The 22,117-nt window shown below is 68.8% G+C and carries 22 protein-coding genes and 1 tRNA gene; 11 read left to right on the top strand and 12 right to left on the bottom strand.

Features of this window, described 5'->3' with window-relative positions; genetic code table 11:
* Positions 1-156 precede the first annotated feature (156 nt).
* From HALOF300_RS24310 to HALOF300_RS24295, 3 genes are read left to right on the top strand one after another with little or no spacing between them, the layout of a single operon-like run.
* Positions 157-1,893 carry an ABC transporter ATP-binding protein gene (locus tag HALOF300_RS24310; RefSeq protein ID WP_156743461.1) on the top strand — a complete coding sequence of 579 codons (1,737 nt, stop codon included), beginning with the start codon at positions 157-159 and terminating at the stop codon, positions 1,891-1,893.
* Positions 1,890-4,058 (top strand): ABC transporter ATP-binding protein, encoded by a 2,169-nt coding sequence (locus HALOF300_RS24305; protein WP_156743460.1) that lies wholly within the window; start codon positions 1,890-1,892, stop codon positions 4,056-4,058. The genes HALOF300_RS24310 and HALOF300_RS24305 overlap by 4 nt, the downstream gene beginning before the upstream one ends.
* A 28-nt stretch (positions 4,059-4,086) precedes the next feature.
* Positions 4,087-5,079, top strand: a complete 993-nt coding sequence (locus HALOF300_RS24295) for a GNAT family N-acetyltransferase (protein WP_231955732.1) — start codon at positions 4,087-4,089, stop codon at positions 5,077-5,079.
* Here the strand turns inward: HALOF300_RS24295 and HALOF300_RS24290 are convergent.
* Both HALOF300_RS24290 and HALOF300_RS24285 read right to left on the bottom strand, forming a co-directional pair.
* Positions 5,045-5,791, bottom strand: coding sequence for an SDR family NAD(P)-dependent oxidoreductase (locus tag HALOF300_RS24290; protein ID WP_231955731.1), 747 nt, complete (start codon positions 5,789-5,791; stop codon positions 5,045-5,047). The two genes, HALOF300_RS24295 and HALOF300_RS24290, sit on opposite strands and share 35 nt — an antisense overlap.
* Before the next feature lie 103 nt (positions 5,792-5,894).
* Positions 5,895-6,830: a cation diffusion facilitator family transporter gene (locus HALOF300_RS24285; RefSeq protein ID WP_269455330.1), complete on the bottom strand. Its 936-nt coding sequence runs from the start codon at positions 6,828-6,830 to the stop codon at positions 5,895-5,897.
* Between HALOF300_RS24285 and HALOF300_RS27470 the strand changes: the two genes are divergently transcribed.
* From HALOF300_RS27470 to HALOF300_RS24275, 3 genes are all read left to right on the top strand, one after another.
* Complete coding sequence (locus HALOF300_RS27470; protein WP_231955729.1) at positions 6,789-6,956, top strand: hypothetical protein; 168 nt, start codon at positions 6,789-6,791, stop codon at positions 6,954-6,956. The two genes, HALOF300_RS24285 and HALOF300_RS27470, sit on opposite strands and share 42 nt — an antisense overlap.
* 69 nt (positions 6,957-7,025) lie before the next feature.
* Positions 7,026-7,379, top strand: coding sequence for an ArsR/SmtB family transcription factor (locus tag HALOF300_RS24280; protein ID WP_197522811.1), 354 nt, complete (start codon positions 7,026-7,028; stop codon positions 7,377-7,379).
* Positions 7,380-7,451: 72 nt separating this feature from the next.
* On the top strand, positions 7,452-7,955 hold the full coding sequence (locus tag HALOF300_RS24275) for a DinB family protein (RefSeq protein WP_156743458.1): 504 nt from the start codon (positions 7,452-7,454) through the stop codon (positions 7,953-7,955).
* Positions 7,956-7,992: 37 nt separating this feature from the next.
* Here the strand turns inward: HALOF300_RS24275 and HALOF300_RS24270 are convergent, their stop codons facing one another.
* The 3 genes from HALOF300_RS24270 to HALOF300_RS27805 form a co-directional block, all read right to left on the bottom strand.
* Positions 7,993-9,006 (bottom strand): serine hydrolase domain-containing protein, encoded by a 1,014-nt coding sequence (locus tag HALOF300_RS24270; protein WP_156743457.1) that lies wholly within the window; start codon positions 9,004-9,006, stop codon positions 7,993-7,995.
* A 137-nt stretch (positions 9,007-9,143) separates the two neighbouring features.
* Positions 9,144-10,394: an alpha/beta fold hydrolase gene (locus HALOF300_RS24265; protein ID WP_156743456.1), complete on the bottom strand. Its 1,251-nt coding sequence runs from the start codon at positions 10,392-10,394 to the stop codon at positions 9,144-9,146.
* Between the two features lie 23 nt (positions 10,395-10,417).
* A complete protein-coding gene (locus tag HALOF300_RS27805; RefSeq protein WP_156743455.1) occupies positions 10,418-10,723 on the bottom strand; it encodes a dihydrofolate reductase family protein in 306 nt (101 codons plus the stop codon).
* Positions 10,724-10,818: 95 nt separating this feature from the next.
* Between HALOF300_RS27805 and HALOF300_RS24255 the strand changes: the two genes are divergently transcribed.
* Entirely contained in the window at positions 10,819-11,037 is a 219-nt protein-coding gene (locus HALOF300_RS24255; protein WP_156743454.1) for a KTSC domain-containing protein, read from the top strand.
* Positions 11,038-11,704: 667 nt separating this feature from the next.
* Here the strand turns inward: HALOF300_RS24255 and HALOF300_RS24250 are convergent.
* From HALOF300_RS24250 to HALOF300_RS24235, 5 genes are all read right to left on the bottom strand, one after another.
* A complete protein-coding gene (locus tag HALOF300_RS24250) occupies positions 11,705-13,303 on the bottom strand; it encodes an FAD-dependent oxidoreductase (protein WP_156743453.1) in 1,599 nt (532 codons plus the stop codon).
* Positions 13,304-13,501: 198 nt separating this feature from the next.
* Positions 13,502-14,095: a dihydrofolate reductase family protein gene (locus tag HALOF300_RS24245; protein ID WP_197522810.1), complete on the bottom strand. Its 594-nt coding sequence runs from the start codon at positions 14,093-14,095 to the stop codon at positions 13,502-13,504.
* 540 nt (positions 14,096-14,635) lie between these two features.
* Positions 14,636-14,836, bottom strand: a complete 201-nt coding sequence (locus HALOF300_RS27800; RefSeq protein ID WP_408637026.1) for a hypothetical protein — start codon at positions 14,834-14,836, stop codon at positions 14,636-14,638.
* A 487-nt stretch (positions 14,837-15,323) separates the two neighbouring features.
* Complete coding sequence (locus tag HALOF300_RS27795; protein WP_408637024.1) at positions 15,324-15,701, bottom strand: transposase; 378 nt, start codon at positions 15,699-15,701, stop codon at positions 15,324-15,326.
* Positions 15,702-15,712: 11 nt separating this feature from the next.
* Positions 15,713-15,786 (bottom strand) — tRNA-Pro (locus HALOF300_RS24235).
* A 172-nt stretch (positions 15,787-15,958) separates the two neighbouring features.
* Here HALOF300_RS24235 and HALOF300_RS24230 point away from each other — a divergent pair.
* From HALOF300_RS24230 to HALOF300_RS24215, 4 genes are all read left to right on the top strand, one after another.
* Positions 15,959-16,882, top strand: a complete 924-nt coding sequence (locus HALOF300_RS24230; protein WP_231955728.1) for an oxygenase MpaB family protein — start codon at positions 15,959-15,961, stop codon at positions 16,880-16,882.
* A complete protein-coding gene (locus HALOF300_RS24225; protein ID WP_156743451.1) occupies positions 16,879-17,613 on the top strand; it encodes a PIG-L deacetylase family protein in 735 nt (244 codons plus the stop codon). The genes HALOF300_RS24230 and HALOF300_RS24225 overlap by 4 nt, the downstream gene beginning before the upstream one ends.
* Before the next feature lie 143 nt (positions 17,614-17,756).
* Positions 17,757-19,739 carry an aldo/keto reductase gene (locus HALOF300_RS24220; RefSeq protein ID WP_156743450.1) on the top strand — a complete coding sequence of 661 codons (1,983 nt, stop codon included), beginning with the start codon at positions 17,757-17,759 and terminating at the stop codon, positions 19,737-19,739.
* Positions 19,736-20,737, top strand: a complete 1,002-nt coding sequence (locus HALOF300_RS24215; RefSeq protein WP_156743449.1) for a LacI family DNA-binding transcriptional regulator — start codon at positions 19,736-19,738, stop codon at positions 20,735-20,737. Before HALOF300_RS24220 ends, HALOF300_RS24215 begins: the two co-directional genes overlap by 4 nt.
* Before the next feature lie 21 nt (positions 20,738-20,758).
* Here the strand turns inward: HALOF300_RS24215 and HALOF300_RS24210 are convergent, their stop codons facing one another.
* Together HALOF300_RS24210 and HALOF300_RS24205 are read right to left on the bottom strand one after the other, a co-directional pair.
* Positions 20,759-21,232, bottom strand: coding sequence for a TspO/MBR family protein (locus tag HALOF300_RS24210; protein WP_156743448.1), 474 nt, complete (start codon positions 21,230-21,232; stop codon positions 20,759-20,761).
* Positions 21,233-21,293: 61 nt separating this feature from the next.
* On the bottom strand, positions 21,294-22,094 hold the full coding sequence (locus tag HALOF300_RS24205; protein WP_269455329.1) for a LysR substrate-binding domain-containing protein: 801 nt from the start codon (positions 22,092-22,094) through the stop codon (positions 21,294-21,296).
* Between the last annotated feature and the right edge of the window lie 23 nt (positions 22,095-22,117).

Genomic DNA, 22,117 nt, shown 5'->3' with positions numbered 1-22,117 from the left:
CTGGATCCGCGCGCACCGCTCCAGGTTCGGGCGGGTCGACCCGGCATCGTCCGCGCCCGCGGATGGAAGGGATCATCCAATATGACGATGCGCGATGTCAGACCCCTGATCTAACCTCGACGACGGCTCGAACCTCACCTCCCGGGAGCACCCTTCATGACCTTGCTTCGACTCTCCCTTCAGTACGCCTCCCCCTACAAGCGCTGGGTGGCCGCCGTTGTCGTCCTCCAGCTGATCTCCACGATCGCCGCCCTCTACCTGCCCAGCCTCAACGGCCGGATCATCGACGAAGGTGTCAGCACCGGCAACGTCGACCTGATCTGGGAACTCGGCCGGCAGATGTTGATCTGGTGTGGTGTCCAGGCCGTCACCGCCGTCGCCGCCGTGTACTTCGGCGCCAAGACTGCGATGGCGGTCGGCCGCGACATCCGACGCGACATCTACCGCAAGGTGGACAGCCTCGGCGCGCTGGACATCTCCTCGATCGGCACCGGCTCACTGATCACCCGCAACACCAACGACGTGCAACAGGTCCAGATGCTCGTGCTGATGACCCTGAACTTCATGGTGTCGACGCCGATCATGTGCATCGGTGGCATCATCATGGCCCTGCGCGAGGACCCCGGCCTGTCCTGGCTGGTCTGGGTCTCGGTGCCCGCCCTGTTCATCATCGTGGGCTTGCTGGTGCGGATCCTGCTGCCCCTGTTCCGTCTGATGCAGGACCGGATCGACCGCATCAACGACGTCACCCGCGAGCAGATCGTCGGCCTGCGGGTCATCCGCGCGTTCGTGCGCGAGCCGTTCGAGGAGGACCGGTACCGCGACGCGAATCTTGCGATCACCGAGACCTCGGTCAAGGTCGGCAACGTCTTCGTGCTGATGTTCCCGATCATCATGATGGTGCTGCACATCGTGACGGCAGCCGTGCTGTGGTTCGGCGGCCACCGGGTCGACGCCGGCCAGATGGACGTCGGTCAGCTGAGCGCGTTCCTGCAGTACGTGCTGCAGATCCTCGTCGCCGTGATGATGGGGACGTTCATGGTCATGATGATCCCCCGAGCGGTGGTCTGTGCGGAGCGCATCGACGAACTGCTCGTGACCGAGACCTCGATGCCGGTCCACGAGCGGGGCACGGAGGACTTCCCGGCGAGCGGTCGCGTCGTCTTCGACCACGTCACCTTCGGGTACCCGGGCGCCGAGCTTCCGGTGCTCGACGACATCAGCTTCGTCGCCGAGCCCGGCACGACCACGGCGATCGTCGGCTCGACGGGAGCGGGAAAGACCACGCTGGTCAAGCTGATCCCCCGGCTCTTCGACCCGCAGTCGGGTCAGGTGACGATCGACGGCGTCTCCGTGAGTTCGCTCACCCGTCACCAGATCGCGGGGCTGGTCGGACTCGTTCCGCAGCGCCCGTATCTGTTCTCGGGAACCATCGGTTCGAACCTCCGGTTCGGCAACACCGAGGCCGACGACGAGGACCTGTGGCAGGCACTGGACGTCGCGCAGGGCGCCGACTTCGTCCGTGACAAGCCGGGCGGGCTCGATGCCAAGGTCGCACAGGGCGGGACGAACGTCTCCGGGGGTCAACGGCAGCGCCTGTGCATCGCCCGGGCCCTCGTCGCCCAGCCGAAGGTGTACGTGTTCGACGACTCGTTCTCGGCCCTCGACGTCGCGACGGATGCCCGGCTCCGGGCCGCGCTCGACGACGCCACCGGTGGTGCGACCGTGATCATCGTTGCCCAGCGCATCTCGACGATCTCGGAGGCGGACAACATCGTCGTCCTCGACGACGGCGCCGTGGTCGGCCAGGGCCGGCACGAGGAACTGCTCGAGTCCAACGAGACCTACCGCGAGATCGTCGAGTCCCAGATGAGCATCGAGGCCGCACGATGAGCCCCCGCAAGCGTTCCGAGGAGAGCCCGAACGTGAACAACAACCGCGTCGACCCGGCCGACGGCCCGGGTGCGTCGACCACGAAGCCAGGCGTCGCCGTCGCCGTGGCCGAGGCACCCGAGGACGAACTGGAGGAGTTCACCCCCGGCGAGGCCGACATGGGGATGTTCGGCGAGGGCGCACCCGCGCGCAAGCCGAAGGCCTTCTGGCCCTCGGCGAAGCGGCTGTTCGGGTTGTTCGGACCACACCGGGTGCGGTTCGCCCTGGTCGTGGTGCTGGTGGCCGCGTCGGTGGTGCTCACCGTGATCGCGCCCAAGGTGCTCGGCCAGGCCATGGACGTCATCTTCGACGGCGCCCTCGGCCGACAGCTGGGCGACCAGTTCCCGGGCATGTCCCTCGCGGAGATCATCGAGGTCCTGCGGGCCAGCGATGACCCGGGGGCCGACCGGTTCGCCGACGTCCTGTCCGGCGCCGCGGGCATCGTGCCCGGCATGGGGATCGACTTCGCCCTGCTGGCCCGGCTGATCCTGACCGTCCTCGTCATGTACGTGGTCGCGTCGATCCTCATGTGGGCGCAGGGGTTCATCCTCAATGCGCTCACCATGCAGGTCATCTACGACCTGCGTCGGCAGATCGAGGAGAAGATCCACCGGCTGCCGCTGTCCTACTTCGACACCCGGCAGCGCGGCGACCTGATGTCGCGGGTCACGAACGACGTCGACAACATGCAGCAGGCACTGCAGCAGGCCTTCAGCCAGCTGGTGCAGTCCGCGCTCCAGGTGATCGGTATCGGCATCATGATGTTCATCGTCAGCTGGCAGCTCGCGCTCCTCGCGCTCATCGCGCTGCCGTTGTCGGCCATCATCGCCGGCGTGGTCGGCTCCCAGTCGCAGAAGCTGTTCACCAAGCAGTGGAAGAGCACCGGCGAGCTGAACGGGCACATCGAGGAGTCCTACTCGGGACTGGAACTGGTGCGCGTGTTCGGCCGCGACAAGGAGATGCTCGAGGAGTTCGACAAGCGCAACGACGGACTGTTCACCAGCTCGTTCGGCGCCCAGTTCGTCAGCGGCATCATCATGCCGGCGATGCAGTTCGTGAACTACCTGCAGTACGTGCTGATCGCGGTCGCCGGCGGCCTCCGCGTCGCGTCGGGCACGCTGACGATCGGCGACGCGACGGCGTTCATCCAGTACTCGCGCGAGTTCTCCCAGCCGCTCGGTCAGATCGCCGGGATGGCGAACATGCTGATCTCGGGGGTCGCCTCGGCGGAGCGGACGTTCGAGCTGCTCGACGCCGAGGAGGAGGACCCGGACAGCGACGACGCGCACCTGCCGGAGCGCACCGACGGGCACGTGGAGTTCCAGGGGGTGTCGTTCTCCTACAGCAAGGACACGCCGCTCATCGAGGACCTGTCGTTCTCGGTCCAGCCGGGTCAGACGGTCGCTATCGTCGGCCCGACCGGCGCCGGCAAGACCACGCTGGTCAACCTGGTGATGCGCTTCTACGAGCTCGATGGCGGTCGGATCCTGATCGATGGCGTGGACACCCGCAAGCTCAGCCGTGCCGCCCTGCGCAGCCAGGTCGGCATGGTGCTGCAGGACACGTGGCTGTTCCAGGGCTCGATCATGGAGAACATCCGGTACGGCCGGCTGGACGCGACGGACGAGGAGGTCATCGCTGCCGCCGAGGCCACGATGGTCGACCGGTTCGTGCGTCAGCTCCCCGAGGGCTACGACACCGAGGTGAGCGCCGAGGGTGGCTCGATCTCTGCCGGCGAGCGGCAGCTGATCACCATCGCGCGCGCGTTCATCGCGAACCCGTCGCTGCTGATCCTCGACGAGGCGACCTCGAGCGTGGACACGCGCACCGAGTTGCTCGTCCAGCACGCGATGAACGCGCTCCGCACCGACCGGACCAGCTTCGTCATCGCGCACCGGTTGTCCACGATCCGCGACGCGGACACCATCCTGATGATGGAGGACGGCCGGATCGTGGAACGCGGCACGCACGACGATCTGATCGCGGACAAGGGGGCCTACCACGACCTCTACATGACGCAGTTCCTCGGTGGTCACGCGCACCCGGAGGACGAGCTGGCCGCCGTCGGCGAGGCTGCGCCGGAGATGGGGCCGGAGGCCGCCGAGGAGGCGCCGGCACAGGGCTGACGGGCTCGGGGTTGATACCGTTCCGAACGTGACCGACCCCGATCCCACCCCGTCCGGTGGGCCAGGAGGTCCGGGGTGGTCGTTCGATCCCCGGACGCTCCTGCCCCGGATCGACGACCTCTCGGCGTTCCATGCCGCGCACCGCGACGACGAGGCCCTGCAGGTGCTGGAGGAGCTCTGGAGTGGCCGACCGGACCGAGCCCTCCCCCATGCCGAGATGCTGCTCGCCACGAACGACACCCCTCGTCATCGCGCGCTGGTCGCTGATGTGCTGCGGGACCTCGGCCGCCACGACGAGGCAATCGCCAGGTACGAGGAACTGGTGGCACAGGCCGGCGTGGGACCTCGGCAGGCGGTGATGGTCCAACACCTGGGCAAGGCCCTCTTTGCCGCCGGCCGGATCGAGGACGCCGCCGGGGCGTTCCGTCGCGCTCTGGAGCTTCGGCAAGCCGCGGGCGCGGGCGCCGAACTCATCGCCTCGTCGCAGTTCGCGCTCGACCGGACGAGCTCGCTACTCCACCGAAATGACCCCTCGCGCGCGACGATCCGGCAGTCCACCGCCTCGGACGCGAGTTCCCTGGCACGCATCAACCGTGCGACGTTCCGGGAGACGTACGGCGATCGCCTGGGAACCGCGTTCTGGGACCGCTTCACTCTGGAGCGAGCGGAGGAAGCCTGGCGAACGTGGCTTGCTGACGGCGCCGTCCGCTGGGTAGCCCTCGTGGCCGAGGAGATCGTTGGGTTCGCCTTCGCGCGGACGGCTCGACCGACCGGTGCCCACGGGCCGGTACGGGACGTCGAGCTGTACTCGCTCTACGTCCTCGCCGCGTACCACGGCAGCGGGGTCGGCCAACGGCTGCTGGATCGAGTGGTCCTGCCCGGCACGCCGGCCCAGCTGTGGGTCGCGAGTGACAATCCGCGCGCCCTCCGGTTCTACGAGCGCAATGGCTTCCGGCCGGACGGCGTCACCGACGACGGCGCCGCGTTCAATGGCCTGCCGGCGCTTCGCATGGTCCGCTGAGCTCACGCCGGACAGTGATCGATCCGTCTGGCCCGCTCCGGCGACCAGTCACCAGGGCAAGCGACCGTCCGCGCTGAAGAACCCGCCGGTCGGTCCATCCGTGCCGATCGTGGCCGAACCAGGACTGCCGCACTCTGCGCGGGCGTGAGGTTGCCGCTGTGCTTGTTGCTGTCGGTTTCGACAAAACCGGGAGCGACGGCGTTGACGACAGCGGGCCGTCCGGGACGCTGCTGATCGTCAGCGACGCGGCATGACTACTCACGTTGACAATCCGCGGCGCCTGGGAGTTCCGGAGCAGCGGGAGCATGGCATTGATCACCGCGATGACCCCGAGGACATTCGTCTCGAACACCGATCGGACCATGTCCAGGTCGACGGAGCTCGGGACCTGATCCAGGGCGTCCTGGGGTGCGACCTGGCCGGAGCCGGTGATGCCGGCATTGTTGATCAGCACGTCGAGGTGCCCGAAGCGTGCCTCGACCTCCCTCGCAGCCGCCTGGGCGGTGGCCGGGTCGGTGACGTCCAGGGCGACGGCGTGGACGTCACCGCCGACCGCGCGCAGGTCCGCAGCCGCCTGCTCGCGACGTCGTGCATCTCTGGTGCCGATCAGTACCGTCATGCCCAGCGCCGACAGTTGCGCGGCGGTGGCACGTCCGATGCCCTTGTTCGCCCGGGTGATCAGCGCGATCGTGCGTGTGGTCTGCTCTCCCATGCCCAGCTCCTTGCTCTGCAACAGTGTTCAGGAGACCTGCCTTCGGGACCTGTGACGAAGCAGAGCGACCGTCTGTGACATGGGAGCGGAGCAGCCTGAGTGCCTACCTGAGCGGCGCTGGGATGACGTGGACGGTCGCCCGATCCAAATGCGGCACTGTCTGGACGAGGGTCCGGTTCACACCGTCGGCGATGGCGTGTGCGGCTTCGACCGTGAGGGTCGGATCGACGCTGATGTCGAGGTCGGCCTCGAGTCGGTGGCCCATCCAGCGGGCCCGGGCCCGGTCCACCGAGACCACGCCGTCGACCCCGACGGTGGCCGTCTCGATGCGGTCAAGGGTGCCGTCGTCAACGCCATCCATAAGCCGACGTACCACGGTGCGCATCGAGGCGATCAGCACCGCGATGATGACCGCAGCGATGACCAGCCCCACCGCCGCGTCCAACTGCGGTAGACCGAGCCAGGCACCAGCGACGCTGATGACGACGGCCAGGGAGGTCAGCGCGTCTGTGCGTGCATGTTGTCCTTCGGCCACGAGCGCGACCGAGCCGATGCGCCGGCCGGCACGGATCCGATAGCGCGCGACGACCTCGTTGCCGGCCGCGCCGACGATGGCGGCGGCGAGGACCCAGCCCAAGTGAGACAGCGGACGAGGGTCGGCCAGAGCCCTGACGGACTCCCAGATGATCAGAGCCGCCGAAACTGCGATCACCACCCCGATGAACAGCCCGACCAGGTCCTCGGCGCGGCGGAACCCGTAGCTGTAGCGCCGGGTGGGCGCCCTGCGCCCGAGCCGGAACGCCAGGATCAACGGGATGGTCGTCGCCAGATGTCCCAGGTTGTGCACAGTGTCGGCAAGCAGCGCCATCGAACCGCTCAGCGCGACGATGACGATCTGCAGCACCGCGGTCGCGCCCATCCCGGCCAGGCTGAACCAAGCCGCCCGGATCCCCAGGCTGCTGGCCTCGTCCGCGGTCTGGATCGCCTCGGTGTGATCATGGCTGTGCGGCGTGAACGCGTGCCGCGCCCGAGCCCACACGCCGTGCTCGTGCTCGTGCTCGTGCTCGTGCTCGTGCTCGTGCTCGTGCTCGTGCTCGTGCTCGTGCTCGTGGCTATTGTGATGGCTCTGCTGATCGCGCCGCTCGGGGGCGCTCTCGCGTGGTGACGACCTCTGCATAACGCCATGCTACCTGCGTATATGTGCAGGTATTGACGTCCCGGTACTATCAATGCCGTGCATGACAACCCGATCCTTGCCGTACCGGACGACAAGCACGCCCGCGTCGCTGCCGACTCCTTCCGCATGCTGGCCGACCCGACTCGGGTCAAGATCCTCTGGGCCCTGCTGCAGGGCGAGACCAGCGTCAGCTCACTCGCAGAACTGGTGGACTCCTCCCCCACTGCCGTCAGCCAGCACCTGTCCAAACTACGGCTGGCGGGACTGGTCGACAGCCGCCGTCAGGGCACGTTCGTCTATTACTCGGCGACGGACCGGCACGTGCACCGCCTCCTCGCCGAAGCCCTCTCCCACGCCGAGCACAAGACCGGTGTCGCGACCGGGGACGACCGGCACACCTTCCGCGCCTGATCCCGCCTTGCCTAGGGTGCGAGGAAGCCTGACATCGCGTCCGGTGCGCTGGCGAGGGACAATGTCGTTGCCATGGACCTCCGCCAGGTCGAGCAGGAGTTGGAGCGTGCCCGGCGCACCTTCCACGACCTGGTCGCGCAGGCGTCCGCCGAGGGTTTGCGCCGTCGGTCCGACGGAACCCGGTGGACCAACCGGCAGTTGCTCTACCACATGGTCTTCGGCTACGTGATCGTCCGCGCCCTGGTCCCCCTGGTGCGCGTGCTCGGGCGGCTCGGGTGGAGCCGGCGCTTCGCCGCTTCGCTGGACGCCTGCCGCGGGCCGTTCCATCTGGTCAACTACCTCGGCTCCTGCCTCGGTGGCCAGATCCTGCCCGCCGGAACCGTCGGCATTCTCATGGATCGCACCATCGACGCGCTGCAGCGTCAGCTCCGAACCGCTAGCCCTGGCACGCTGGCTCTGACGATGCACTTCCCGACCAGTTGGGATCCCTATTTCACTCCCACCATGAGCGTCCTGGACGTCTACCGCTACGGCACCCGGCACTTCGAGCACCACCGCAGCCAACTCACGCTGTGACTGTGCGGTCGCATGCCTCTGGAGTTGGCGTCATATGTCAGCCGAGCTCGGCATCGATGATCCTCGCAAGCGCCCCGATGAGCGGCCAGGCGCCCTCGGAACTGTTCCCGAGCACACTCACCGTGGTCTGTGACTCGATGATGTGTGTCGAGCGGAAGGACGCGCCGGCGTCGTAGCCCTCGAGGACCAACGCCGGTGCGGTCCGGTGCAGCCAGAATCCCATGCCGTAGCGCATTCCCTCGTCGGGCACGTCGTGCCGCGGGCGGGTCATCGCCTCGACGCCGGCTCTGGAGACGATGCGCCCGTCGAGCAGTGCCAGCCAGAACCGGTGCAGGTCGGCTGCCGTCGTGAACGCTCCGCCATCCCCGTTTCCGAGCACGGGCAGGTGCAGTGTGTTGACGAGGTCGCCCTCGTCGAAGACGTATCCGGGTGCGGCATCGGCCGGCAGAGCGTTCAACGGCAGGAAGTCGGTGGCCTCAAGACCGGCAGGTGCGAGGACCAGGCGCCGCACCACGTCGTGATACGTCTCGCCGGTCAGCCGCTCGATCAGGACCGCGAGCACCATGTAGCCGCCGTTACAGTACGAGAACCGCTCGCCGGGTGGAAACTTCTGCTCGTGTCCGTCGAGCATCGACAGGAAGGCGACGGCGGTCGTGAGCGTGTGCGCCGGCACGGTGAGCACGTAGTCGGGTGCGTCCCAGTCGGCCTCCTCGTCGAGGTAGTCGCCGATGCCGGAGGTATGGGTGAGTAGGTGCTCGACCGTCACGCCGTCGTCGATGAGCGGCAGGTCGTCACCGAGCAGGTCGCGGACCACCTGGTCGAGTCGCAGCGCACCGTCCTCGACGAGCCGCATCACCGCCAGGGCGGTGAACGACTTGCTGCCGCTGGCGATGGCGATCCGGGCCTTGGCGGTCATCGGCACGCCGAGCGCTCGGTGCAGAAAGCCCTCGGTCCGCTCGAGGGTGCGTTGGCCGGCGACGTCCACCGTCACCACCCCCGAGAAGGTCGCCTTGGCGACAGCTTCGTCGAGGTCGGCAGTGTCGATGTGCATCTCAGGCTCCGTGCTGTTCGTGGGTGGTGTCAACCCTTCGGCTCAACGGCAGTTCGTTGCGCGCTCCGGAGCAAACCTGTCACGTAGCCGGTCCGTGAGGCCATCGAATATCGCTCCCCACCGCTGCCACCAGCGGCTCACGGCTCGCGCGCAACGCTGACGCCCTGCGCCTGGATCACCTGCCACCCGCCATCTTCGAACAGCCAGGTGCGGGTGTAGACCATCTCCGCTTCGAACGCTTGGCCGCCCGCAAGACCCGCGATCCTGACCCGTGTCCGGGTGACCCCCGCAGAGTCGAACTGACGGGCGACGCTCCGGACTGGATCCAGCCTGGTCAGGCGAAGCTGCCCGGAGGAATGTGACTCCAGGTCCTGTGCCTTGCCGAACTCGGCTCCATCGGGGCCGATGTAGACGACGTCGGCATCCAGCAGGGAGTCCAGCGCGAGGACGTCGCCCGCCAGTTGGGCACGCTGCAGTTCGGTCTCGGCCGCCGCCAGTGAGCCATCCGCGGGGACGGTCCGACCACCGCTGTCCAGCACGTGACGCAACGTGGCGGCGAAGGCCGCCGGGTCATTGTCCGGAGTCCACTCGTTGGCGGCGAAGCCACCATGGTCACCAGGAAAGGTGACGGGCGCGATGCCCAACAACCTCGCGAAGGCCTCGCCGCCGCGGCGTGCCATGGCGCCCTCACCCTCGGCACCGACGGCCGGCACGATCCGCACTCCTGATGAGATCAGTGCCGCCGCGTCCGGGTTGTACGGCGGCATGGCCATGTTGTAGGCGAGCAGGGCGTCGTCGCGTGATCCGTCGTCCTCGGTGGGCAGTCCGAACTGTGCCGGGTCAGGGTCGGGCCCGTCCAGGTAGTCCGACGGCAAGGGGCCCGGGTGGCTCACCAGTTGGATGAACTTGGCCATCGCGGGGCCGAATCCGCGCCGCCGGTAGGTGTCGACGATGTCCGCGTTGACCTTCAGGAGGATGTCGGCGTCCTCCAGCAGCACCGCAAGGGGAGGCTCGTGCGCGACTAAGGTGCGGATCTCGTCCGGGTGCTGCAGCACCCACGGCAGTGCGGACACGGCGCCGCCGCTCGACCCGAACGCGTCGACGGTTCCGAGACCGGCAGCCTCGGCGACGCGGTGGAGGTCATCACCGTGGGTCTCCGTGCTCACCGTGCCACCGTCCTCGAGGTGGCTGCGTTCCGTCATGCGTGGGTCGTAGGTGATCACGACGCGGTCGTCGAAGTGCAGTGCCAGCTGCTCGAACCCGGATGCGCCCATCGGCGAGCCGAAGATGAACAGTGGCGGGTGGTCGCCCGGCCGGTCCGGCTCCCGAATGTCGTAGGTGAGCACCGCACCGGGCACGGCCAGGGTGTGAGTCGTGGTCGTGGGCATGCTCGGGTCCTCTCGGCCGGCGATCAGTCGTGTCGACTGTGGGTCAGGAGCAGTGTGCCACTCGGGGTGTGCTCCGCCGCCGCGAGTTCGAGCCTGAGATGGCGGCCCACTCCGTCGAACGGCCGCCGCCCGCTCCCGGCGATCGCCGCTGAGACCACCAACCGCAACTCATCGACAAGACCGGCGGACAAGACAAACTGCGCCAGGTTGATACTGCCGGTGCATGCCGATATCGCCGCCGTCCGCGCGCTTGAGCTCCGCGACGTACTCCGTGGCTGGCCGATCGACGGCGAACGTGTCCGCCCATTCCTGATCCAACGGCCGCCCACTCCTGATCCAACGGCGCGGAGGTGAAGAGGTGCTTGGGTGTCTGGTTGATGAGGTTCGCCTTGCCCCGAGCTACCCCACGGCGCAGGCTGTACGGGTGAGACGCGATCGGGTGAGTTCGGAGGCGGTCGCCTCCGTCGGGTACGACGCTACGACGAATGAACTCGACATCGAGTACATCAGCGGGGACGTCTACCGCTACGCGATGGTGCCGCCCTCGGTCCATCGGGACCTCCTGGCGGCGAGGTCGATCGGCGCGTTCGTCAACCGTTTCATCAAACCCCACTACCCGGGCCGGGAGACCTTCGACAGCTGACCCGCTGACGGTGAAACGCGATGAGCGAACAGTCGTGGACGAGCTAGCAATCGCGGCCACGGGGCGCGCTGCACGTCAGATCTTGTGTCGGACACGAGAGAGCCGCACCGGATCTCCTCCAGCGAGGCTCAGACCCGAAACACGTCAGGCTGACAGGATTTGAATCTGCGACCCCTGCCCCCTAGACGCCAGGAATAGGGCTCCCAGGCCTCTTGACCTTGGGTCTTGCCTTTCAATGCACGCGCTGCGCGACGGAATCGAGGTTGCTCATCCACCCGTTATTGCACGAGGCACAGAAGCTCTTCACAGTTTGCCGGTACGGCGGCCTGCTCCCCGTTTCGCGCGGCAGAGAATTCAGCGGGACATGCTCGCGGATCAGGGGCCCTGTGGAAACACAGAATGCACAAGAATCAGGCATGCGCCCATTCTCCATCACCTGGGCCGCTCCCCGACCTGCAAGTGGCGCGGAACTCCGAAACGACGGTGCTCCAGAGAGCCGTCGCGAGCCCGACTGACTGGAGACGAGAGGTGCGGCGTCGAGATCCGCCGGGCGACAAGGTGGAAGCCCGCGCTCAACGCATTCGCGATCACTTTCGCCGGAAAGGTCGAGAGAACCGCTCACAGATGAAACGCCAGACTCCACACACCGTATTTCGGACATCCCCTTCTACGTCGCTGCACCGATGGTTGTGATCCGCTGGGTCACCGCGCCGGCGGTTGGCGCCTCTGCGCGCCAAGCGATGTAACCGTCGGGTCGCACGAGCAGGGCGGCCCCGGGCCGTGCGCGATAGCTCTTGCGGAATGTGCCGTCGCAGTCCCTGACCACCCGTCCAGGGAAGGAACTGGGCGAGTCGTCGGCGATGAGGTAGGCGTCCACGTCCTCCTCCAGGTCGTCGACGCTGAGGTGGCGCGTGGCCTGGTCGCCCACGAGCAGCAGGGTCCAGTGGGGGCCGCGGAGCAGGTCGTGCAGTCGCAGCCCCCGCCCGCTGGAGGGGTCGGTGAGGCGGGCGTCGGGGGCGCGGTCGCCGGGGTGCACTCGCCCCCCGGGCGAGTCGTCGTGGGCCAGTGGGCCGCCGCGGTAGCCGATGTCGATCTGGGATACACGGCTGGCCAAGGCGCGGTTGATCGCGGGGCGGCTCAGCAGGGGGAGCAGAAGACGTTGCATCGCGAGTCGGACAAGGGGGTTGCGGCTGGTGACAGCGTCGAGGATATCGGTGCTTTGCTCGAGCGCGCGGCGCGCGACTGGGTGACGTTCGGCCTGGTATGTGTCGAGCAGGGCGTCGTCGTGGCCGCGGAGGCCCGCGGCAAGTTTCCAGCCCAGGTTGTAGGCGTCCTGAATCCCGGTGTTCATGCCCTGTCCACCGGTCGGCGGGTGCACGTGTGCGGCGTCGCCGGCAAGCAGGACCCGGCCGTGACGGTATTGCTCGACCATGCGGACGTTGACGCGGAAATTCGACAGCCAGGTCGCATCTGTGAGCCGGACCTCCGGGTGGCCGGACCGTTCGTCCCACAGTCGCTGCAGGGCCATGAGGTTCGGTTCGGACTCGTCGTCGGCGTCGAGGCTGGCACCGATCTGCCACTGCCCGGTGCCGGGAAGGCCGGCCAGCCCGAGGAATGACCCGTCGGTACCGAGCCAGGCATGGGAACGGACGGTGTCGTCGGTCTCGGGTTCCCAGCCGGGGATGGTGACGTCGCCGAGCAGGTAGCGTTGCGAGTTGTCGGTGATGCCAGCGAACTCGAGAGAGAGCGTTCGGCGTACCCGGCTGTGTCCGCCGTCGCAGCCGACGAGGTAGCGGGCTGTGACTTCCTCTCGCTCACCCTGGGGGTTGGCCACCAGGACCCGGACGGCGCCACTGCTCGTGGCGAACGACTCCAAACGGGTGCTGAACTGGATCGCGCCGCCGAGTTCGTGCAGGCGGTCGGCGAGCACGGTGGTGGTTCGCCACTGGGGGATCATCACGATGTTCGGGTATGGCAGGTCGGGTCGCGGGTCGGCCAGTCCGGCGGGCAGCCGGGCCAGGCGCCGCCGGTCTCGGTAGAGAGTGATGTCTTGGCGTGTCTTACCGTTGGCAAGTAGGGCATTGACGACGCCGAGGTCGTCGAGCACCTCCAAGCTACGTGGTTGCAATCCCTTCCCGCGGGACTGGCGGGGCAGCGCGGACGCGGCCTCGATCAGCGTCACCTTGACCCCCCGGCGGGCCAGGTCGACCGCCAGAGTAAGCCCGGTCGGGCCAGCCCCAACGATCAGTACGTCGGTATCGGTCATCTCGTTCTCCTCGCCGGATAGGTTCTGCGAGCGGGAGTGCTCGCTAGATGGACTCCGGCTGGGCGACCGCGTCCACCAAGAGCGCCGTGCCCACAGCCGGGTTGTGTACCAATCGCGCAGTGCATCCGTTACGTGGCCTCGGATGGCGGGCCGACCCGCGGTTGCTCGGTCCTGGTTTCCGAGGGGGCTGTGCTGTGCCTAGATCGAGAATCGGTAGGTCGACTGGACGGCACCGGCGTTGAGTTGCCGTGTCTGCTCGAGCTCGGCATGGACGGGCGAGGGAAGCGAACCGAACAGGGGGATTCCGTTGCCGAGGAGGATGGGGAGCCGCGTGATGATGAGGTCGGATAGCAGGCCGGCTGCGAGGAATGCCTGAACCGTTCGGCCCCCGTCGACGTATGCGCGCGTCACTGCGTCGGAGGTGAGGGCGTCACGCAGCGCGGCAATGTCGGCGTGGACCGTCACCGTGGATCGACCCATGGGGTTTCGGGCCCCCGGGGCGAGGGTGTGGGAGAGGACGTGGATCGGGGTGCCCTTGTAGAACTCCGGGTCCGAGTCGCGCATGGTGTCGTAGGTGGCGCGTCCCATCACCAGGGCATCGACCGAAGTGAAGAAGTCGTTGTATCCGGTGTCGCCGAGTCGTTCGTCGAACTCGAACAGCCACTCCAGTTCGCCACCGGGACCGGCGATGAAACCGTCGAGGCTGCAGCCGAGAAACGCGTGGAAGCTGGTCACCTGCCCACTGCCTAGGGGGTGCCTGGTGGTGCGCTCGTCGATGGTCCGTTCGTGCATGGCGTCTCCAGTGCTTGTTGGGTGCGGGTCGGGTCTGATCTGACTCATTCGTCAGAGCTCGTGCGGACGTGAGGGACGAGCTGCGTCAGCAAGCGAAGACGCGGCCTAGCTCGAGAGTTGTTGGGGTCGGCTGTGCGACGGAGGCGCCGATAATCACGAGGTGGGGGGCCGAGCGCGGCGATACGCGCTCGGTCCGCGTCGCCCGCCGACCACCGGATCCGCGCTTCCAGTGTCGGCTTGAAGCGGGTGCCTGCTGATGGCCCGCCGTTGGCGAAACGGTGATGGAACGAGCCCTTCGTCCGCTGCAGGGTCGGCGCCGGCCGGTCGATCCGGACAGCATCGATGCCGCCCTCGCGCAGCGCCTCGAGGCCTACATCGATCCACTCATCTCGCACAGTCACTCACCAAACCATACCATGCCGTATGGTCCGGTCGGAGCCGCGACCTTCACTACCGATCCCCCGGCGCAGCTCATCGCCAAGTGCTTCCGCGACGTCGGCTGGGACTGCTGCAGGTTCGGTTGCCACGGGGTGAGCGTGATCATGCCGCAACGGTTGCGGTCTGGGCGGTGAAGGCGAGTTCGGACTGGACGGGCGTGAGTTTGCCGAGGGCGCGCTGGCGTCTGCGGCGGTTGTAGGTGCGCTCGGTCCAGAGCACGATCGCTTGGTGCAGTTCGTCGCGAGTGCGCCCGCGACGACGGTCCGGGACGTTCTTCAGCAGCAAGGCGTGCCAGGACTCCATGGCGGCGTTATCGCAGGCGCAGGCGAGGCGTCCCATCGAGTTCTCGCGCCCGGCAGCGGTCAGGACGGCGCGGAAGCTTCGTGCTCGAGATTGAGCCTCGGTCCGACTGGACCACGACGACGCCGGTCGGCTTCCGCCTGGCGTCGGCGGTGCGCAGCGCGGTGACGGCGAGTTGTGCGGTCATCGGCTCGTCTAGGGCGTGGGCGAGGATTCGGTTGCAGAACAGGGCCATGATGGCGCAGCGGTAGGGCTTGCCTTCCGCGGCGGGGCGCCGTCGTGACCGGCTCGTTCGAGCTCGTCGGCCAGGAGCCGGTATCCGAACTCCGAGTCGTCCCCGTGGGCGTCGATCGGAGCGTTGGGCAGATAGGCGTCGTCCATCTCGCGCTGGCTGATCGGGCGCGGTAAGTCAGCCTGGAGTGGCCGAGCACCCTGCAGGTCAACCGCACCCGGATGCCCTCGGCGGCCAGGTCACGGACCAGCGGGTAGCTCATTTCGGGAGCGATCCGGCAGCGAAGTACGCCGCGGCTCGGTGCAGGATCCCGTTCTCGAGGTCCAGCCGGCGCTTGTCAAGGCGCAGCTGTATGAGCTCGTTCAGCCGGCTGCTCGTCTGGCCGCCGGTGGCGCCGTCGTCGAGGTCGGCCTGGCGCACCCAGCGCCCGACCGACTCCACGGAGATGTCGAATTCGGTGGCGACCTCGCCGGGGCTCAGGTCGCCGCGGCGGGCGACGCGCACGATGTCACGCTTGAACTCGAGGAGAACCTCTTGGGCACAGCGACATCCTTGCAGCGGGAGCTGGTCCCACAGATGGAGCGTCGACCAGCCCTGCAGCAGTCCCACGAAGCCCTGGTGAAAGTTGCCTCTCACCAGGGCTTTTGTCGGGATGACAGGATTTGAACCTGCGACCCCTTGACCCCCAGTCAAGTGCGCTACCAAGCTGCGCCACATCCCGTTGTTCAGTTTCGAGCCATCTCGCCGCTTCAACTCACCTGAGCCCAGTCAAGTGCGCTACCAAGTTGCGCCACAGCCCGCCGGCCCGCGTGAACGGGCCTGGATGAGACTACCGCAGCGATGGCGTGGAACCGAATCCGCCACGTGTCAGATCCATGATGCAGACTGGATCCGTGGGACAGATCACAGGACTGCGGAACCGGCTCAGCCACTCCCTGCTGGAGAAGGTCGCCGGGCCGAACGGCACCGAGCAGAAACGCCGCATCCATCACACCCCGGGGCCGAGGTGGTTCCCGCAGGGGTCGCCGATCCGGGTGGTGCACGCCGATGAGTCGATGTACATCGGCGGGATGCGAGCGCTGCTGCTGCAGGCGCTGCACCCGCTCGCGATGGCCGCCGTCGAGGAGCACTCCGACTACCGGGAGAACACCTGGGGGCGGCTGGCACGCACCGCCACCTACATCGCCGAGACCACCTACGGCACCATCGAGCACGCGGAGCGGGCGATCCGGATCGTGCAGGCCGTGCACAAGCGGGTGCATGGCACCGCCCCGGACGGGCGGCCCTACCGGGCGGACGACCCGCACCTGCTCACCTGGGTGCACGTCGCCGAGATCGACTCCTTCCTCGTCGCCCACGAGCATTTCGGCAGCAAGCATCTGACCGCGGCGCAGTTCGACGAATACGTGGCGCAGGCGGGCGAGGTCGCGACCCGGCTCGGCGCGGTCGACGTGCCGACCACGCGGGCCGGCCTGACCGCCACGATCGAAGCGTTCCGCCCGGAACTGCAGGGCACCCCGGCAGCGGCCGACGTGGCCCAGTTCCTGCTCCGGCACGCGCCCCTGTCCCGGCCGATCAAGCCGGCGTACTGGCTCCTCGGCCGCGCCGCCGTCGCGACCCTGCCGCGGTGGGCACGCGAGCCGCTGCGGGTGGCCGACCACCCCCTCCGCGACCGCATGTCCCTGCTTGGCGGGCGGATCGGCACCGCCGGGCTCCGCTGGCTCACCGACGCCGAGCCGATGCGTAACCCCGCACCCCCGCCGAACCCGGGTAGCACCCCAGTAGCGGCCGGCCACGACACCCGGGAGACCCGATGACGCTGCCCCCGATCCCCGAGGACTGGACCAAGGCGCTCGCCGTCGTAGCCCACCCGGACGACCTCGAGTTCGGCACGGCCGCCGCCATCGCCCGGTGGACCGGCCAGGGCAAGGAGGTCGTCTACTGCATGGTCACCTCTGGCGAGGCCGGCATCGACGGCATCCACCCGGACGAGTCCGGACCGCTGCGCGAGGCCGAGGAGGTCGCCTCCGCGCGCGCCGTCGGCGTGGACACGGTCGAGTTCCTGCACCTGCCGGACGGCGTCCTCGAGTACGGCGTCGACCTGCGGCGGGCGATCGCGAAGGTGGTGCGCGTACACCGGCCGGAGATCGTCATCACCATCAACTTCGCCGAGTCCTTCCCCGGCGGTGGGCTGAACCAGGCCGACCACATCGCCACCGGCCGCGCCACCCTGGACGCGGTCCGGGATGCGGGCAACCGGTGGGTGTTCCACGACCAGCTCACCGACGGCCTCGAACCGTGGAGCGGGGTCCGCCAGGTCTGGGTGGCCGGCTCCCCCGACGCCACGCACGGCGTCGACACCACCGACACATTCGACGCCGGTCTCGCATCGCTCTCCGAGCACAGGGCCTACATCGACGGGCTCTCCTGGCATTTCGACCCCGAGGAGTTCCTCACCGGGCTCGGCACGGCCGGCGGCGAGGCAACCGGCACCCGCTATGGCACCACGTTCGAGGTGATCGGGCTCGGCTTCGGCTCCGACGACTGAACACCGTCCGGAGACTCGGCGTCGAAACCCTTGTCCGGTCGCCCGTGAGCACGTAGCGTGAACGTTCACCAGATCAGCGTCCCGATGTTGGTCCGCGTCCTTGTCGAACCGTCGTTCCCCGAGTCTCAAAGGTGATCTCCCCCATGACCTCCCCCGTTCGCTGGGCCGTGCTCGGCCCCGGCCGCATCGCCCGTCGCTTCGCCACCCAGCTCTCCGCCAGCGCCCACGGCACCCTCGTTGCCGTCGGCAGTTCGGACCCCGGCCGAGCCAGGACCTTCGCCGAGGAGTTCGCCGCCCAGCACGGCGAGCTGCGCACGGGTGACTACGAGCAGATCCTCGCCGATCCAGAGGTGGACGCCGTCTACATCGCCACGGTGCACACCACGCACGCCGAACTGGCCATCGCGGCGCTGACCGCGGGCAAGCATGTGCTCAGCGAGAAGCCGCTCGCCCCCAACCACGCCCAGGCGATGGCCATGGCCGACGCCGCCCGCACCAGCGGCAAGGTGCTCCTCGAGGCGTTCATGTACCGGTTCCACCCTCAGACGACCAGGGTCCTCGAGCTCGTCGCCACCGGTGCCATCGGCGAATTGCGCCACGTCGACGCGGCGTTCGCGTTCGCCACCGGATCCACCGAGGGCCGGCTGTTCGAGCCGGATCTGGCCGGCGGCGGCATCCTCGACGTGGGCGGCTACCCGGTCTCCTACGCCCGCGCCATCGCCGGCGCCGCCGCCGGGACCGCGTTCGCCGACCCGGTCGAGGTCAGGGCTGCCGGCACCGTCGAGAACGGCGTCGACACCTGGGCCGTCGCGGACCTGACTTTCGCCGGCGGGACGACGGCGTCGGTGCGCACCGGCGTGCGCCTCGCCGACGTCGCGCTCACCGTCCACGGCTCGGCCGGCTACATCCGCCTGAAGAACCCCTGGACGATCGCGGACGACAACGTACTGACGCTCGCCGTCGTCGGGCAGGAACCGGTCACGGAGACGTTCGACGGGCACCAGCCCTACGCCCTCGAGGCTGACGCCCTCGCGGAGGCGATCGACACCGGTGAGGTGGCTCGGGTGAGCCTGGCGGACTCCCTCGGCAACGCCCTGGTCCTCGACGAGTGGCGCGCCCAGATCGGTCTGACCTACCCGTTCGAGCGGGACGAGGCGCAGATCCACACCGTCTCGGGTACCCCGCTCACGTTCGGTCGCGACGCCATGCGCTACGGCCGCATCCCCGGCGTGGACAAGGACATCTCCCGCGTGGTGATGGGCTGCGACAACCAGCGCACCCTCCCCCACGCCGCCGCGATGTTCGACCACTTCGCCCAGGCCGGCGGGAACGCCTTCGACACCGCGTTCCAGTACGGCGGCGGCCGGATGGAGACCCTGCTCGGGCGCTGGCTCGCCACCCGTGGTGTGCGCGACGAGGTGGTCGTGATCGCCAAGGGCGCACACACCCCGAACTGCAATCCTGAGGCGCTCAGCAGCCAGTTGCTCACGTCACTGGACCGGCTCGGCATCGACGGCGCGGACGTCTACATGATGCACCGGGACAACCCGGACATTCCGGTCGGGGAGTTCGTGGACGTCCTCGACGAGCACGCCAGGGCGGGCCGGATCGGGGTGTTCGGCGGGTCCAACTGGACCATCGAGCGGTTCGAGGAGGCGAACGCTTACGCCGCGGCGAACGGCCGGCAGGGCTTCAGCGTGCTGAGCAACCACTTCGGGCTCGCCGAGGCGTACGACGTGCCGTGGGCGGGCTGCCGGCACGCCACCGACCCCGAGTCGAAGGCGTGGCTGACCCGCACCGGGACACCATTGCTGCCGTGGTCCTCCCAGGCCCGCGGGTTCTTCGCCCGCGCCGATCCGGAGGACCGCTCCGACCCCGAGCTCGTGCGCTGCTACTACAGCGACGAAAACTTCGAGCGGCTGAGGCGCGCCCGCGAGCTCGGGCAGGAGTTCGGGGTGCACCCGACCGCGATCGCGCTCGCCTTCGTGCTGCACCAGCCGTTCCCGACGTTCCCGCTGATCGGGCCGCGCACGATCGCCGAGACCCGGTCCTCGCTGGAGGCGCTAGCCATCGACCTCACCCCGGGGCAGGTGGACTACCTGGACCTGCGCTCGGACACGCCATGAGCGCGCGCGCCGACCGGCCCGGGTCCGGCCCGGCCACGATCATCGACGTGGCCGAGGCGGCCGGGGTGTCCCGGCAGACGGTGACCCGGGCCATGAACGACATGCCCGGGATCAAGGAGGCGACCAAGGAGCGGGTGCTCGCGGCCGCGAAGGAGCTCGCCTACCGCCCGTCCCGGTTCGGGCGCGGCCTCGTCGGCCACACCCAGCGCACGGTCGGTCTCGTGGTCGACGATCTGATGAACCCGTACTACCCACAGTTGGCGTCCGCCGTCGTCTCCAGCGCCCGTGACCGCGGCTGGAACGTGGTCCTCGCCCAGACCGCGAAGGCGGCGGACCAGTACACGCTCATCGCGGACCTCGCCAAGCAGGCGGACGTGGTGGTCGGGTACCCGGCGCTGACCGACAACCAGGCGCAGGAGGTCCTCGCGGGGGTGCCGTTCGTGCGCATCGACATGGGCGAGTACACCTACGGTGGCGGCATCCAGATGGACGTGGGCGACGCGATGGGCGCCATGGCCGACCACCTGCTCGAACGGGGATCCCGGCGCCCGGTGTTGCTGGACGTGGGCCTGCCGGGGTTCCCGTCCGCGCGGGGGAAGTCCTTCCTGGCGGCGATGTCCGCGCGTGGCGTGCAGGTCCCGACGGTCAGCGCCGCGACCAAGTCACTGAGTTCCGGGGTGGCCGGCGCGAACGCCCTGCTCGAGGCGCACCCGGACGTCGACGCCATCATGACCTTCAACGACATCGTCGCCTGCGGCGCACTGAAGGCGTTGCACGAGGCCGGTGTGGACGTGCCCGGGCAGGTGCGTCTGGCCGGCTGCGACGGGCTCAACCTCGGCCGGTTCGTCTCCCCCGAGCTGACCACGCTCGCGGTGGACATGGGCGCAGTGGCCGAGGCCGCCGTCGGGATGGCCCTGGCCATGTACGCCGGCGAGGTGCCGCTGCAGGGCGCCCGCACGCAGGTGGCCCATCACCTGCTGGTCCGCGCATCGACATGACACCCGGTGGCGCCGGTTCGCTCAGTCGCGCGGATTGCGGCCCGCGATGGTCGCGTTCAGGACGGTCGCGAATGCGCACCACAGCGGATACGGCACGAGCGCGCGGGCCGCGCCTCGATGCACCCGGCGGATCCGGCGGACGAGCAGTGCCGAGTGGCCGGCGAGGACGAGGCACTCGACGGTCGCCAGCCACGGGCGGCGGGTCCGCCAGAACAGCCAGCTCCAGGTGCCGTTCAGGACGAGGTTCACGGCGAGCGAGCGCCGCAGCGCTGCCCGCTCGGCCGGGTCGGTGCAGGCGTCGATCGCTACGGCACCGGCCACGGCCAGGTCCGTGTAGAGGGCGGTCCAGACGATCGGGAAGGTCGCCGCCGGCGGGTAGAAGTCGGGCAGGTCCAGGGAACGGAACCAGTCGCCATCCGGATCCGTCGCCACCGAACCTGCGACGGCGGTGGCAGCAGTGGCCAGGGACGTGGCAAGCAGAGTACGTGCGCGCATGGTCCCAAGGCTCATCCCGGGCGGCCACTGCCGCAAGCCGGGCGCCGACCGCCGCCGAACATCAGGCGCGCGTGAGCGCGCCCACCTGCTCCTTGAGCAGGTCCACGACCCGGAGCGCGGCGGGGTGCTGAGCCGCCGAGTCCTTGACCGCGACCCCGATCCGGCGCGACGGCGCCGGCGCCACCACGGGCACGGCCCGCACGTTCGCGGGCAGCAGCCCGACGGCGAGCGAGGGCATCACGGCCACGCCAACCCCGGCCGCCACGAAAGAGATCGCGGTGGCGTACTCGGGTGCCTGCACCCGGAACTGCGGGGTGAAGCCTGCTTCGGCGCACGCACTCATCGTCACCTGCCGGCAGTACCCGGCGTAGGGATCGCTGTCCACCCAGCGCTCCCCGGCGAGGTCGGCCAGCGGGACCTGCCCGACCGCGACCGCCGGGTGCGTCCGGGGCAGGATGGCAAGGTACTCGTCGCGCATCAGCGGGTGCACCCGGTAGCCGCCGAGCACCGCGTCGTACTGCTCGTCCACCACGATCTCCACGTCCGCGCCGGCGGTGTTCGTACCGCCCACGTCGTTCAGGCCAAGGTCCACCCGCAGCTCGGGGAACTCCTGCACCAGAGCCGCCACCACGGTGGGGATCCAGGCGGTGCCGGCGCTGCTGAAGTAGCCGAGGGAGAGCGTGCCCACCCGGCCTGCTCGAAGGTCCGCGACCAGCGACTCCATCCCGCTCAGCGAGACCATCACGTGTTCGGCTTCGGCGGCCAGGGCCCGCCCGGCCGCGGTCAGGTTGATGCCGCGGCCGGCTCGTTCGGTCAGGCGCAGGCCGGTCTCGCGTTGCAGCGCGCTCACGTGCTGGCTGATCGCGGACGGGCTCTAGCCGAGCA

This window comes from Occultella aeris (assembly GCF_902703175.1).
Lineage (GTDB): Bacteria > Actinomycetota > Actinomycetes > Actinomycetales > Beutenbergiaceae > Occultella > Occultella aeris.
This window is presented reverse-complemented; position numbering and strand designations above follow the sequence as displayed.

Excerpts from the sequence above, each read along its gene's own strand:
- HALOF300_RS24215 (WP_156743449.1), top strand. The coding sequence starts at position 19,736 with ATGAGCGCGCGCGCCGACCGGCCCGGGTCCGGCCCGGCCACGATCATC.
- HALOF300_RS27800 (WP_408637026.1), bottom strand. The coding sequence starts at position 14,836 with ATGGAGTCCTGGCACGCCTTGCTGCTGAAGAACGTCCCGGACCGTCGT.
- HALOF300_RS24250 (WP_156743453.1), bottom strand. The coding sequence starts at position 13,303 with ATGACCGATACCGACGTACTGATCGTTGGGGCTGGCCCGACCGGGCTT.
- HALOF300_RS24305 (WP_156743460.1), top strand. The coding sequence starts at position 1,890 with ATGAGCCCCCGCAAGCGTTCCGAGGAGAGCCCGAACGTGAACAACAAC.
- HALOF300_RS24265 (WP_156743456.1), bottom strand. The coding sequence starts at position 10,394 with ATGCCCACGACCACGACTCACACCCTGGCCGTGCCCGGTGCGGTGCTC.
- HALOF300_RS24225 (WP_156743451.1), top strand. The coding sequence starts at position 16,879 with ATGACGCTGCCCCCGATCCCCGAGGACTGGACCAAGGCGCTCGCCGTC.
- HALOF300_RS27470 (WP_231955729.1), top strand. The coding sequence starts at position 6,789 with ATGGCTGTGCGGCGTGAACGCGTGCCGCGCCCGAGCCCACACGCCGTG.
- HALOF300_RS24210 (WP_156743448.1), bottom strand. The coding sequence starts at position 21,232 with ATGCGCGCACGTACTCTGCTTGCCACGTCCCTGGCCACTGCTGCCACC.
- HALOF300_RS24270 (WP_156743457.1), bottom strand. The coding sequence starts at position 9,006 with ATGCACATCGACACTGCCGACCTCGACGAAGCTGTCGCCAAGGCGACC.
- HALOF300_RS24310 (WP_156743461.1), top strand. The coding sequence starts at position 157 with ATGACCTTGCTTCGACTCTCCCTTCAGTACGCCTCCCCCTACAAGCGC.
- HALOF300_RS24220 (WP_156743450.1), top strand. The coding sequence starts at position 17,757 with ATGACCTCCCCCGTTCGCTGGGCCGTGCTCGGCCCCGGCCGCATCGCC.
- HALOF300_RS24245 (WP_197522810.1), bottom strand. The coding sequence starts at position 14,095 with ATGCACGAACGGACCATCGACGAGCGCACCACCAGGCACCCCCTAGGC.
- HALOF300_RS24275 (WP_156743458.1), top strand. The coding sequence starts at position 7,452 with ATGGACCTCCGCCAGGTCGAGCAGGAGTTGGAGCGTGCCCGGCGCACC.
- HALOF300_RS24290 (WP_231955731.1), bottom strand. The coding sequence starts at position 5,791 with ATGGGAGAGCAGACCACACGCACGATCGCGCTGATCACCCGGGCGAAC.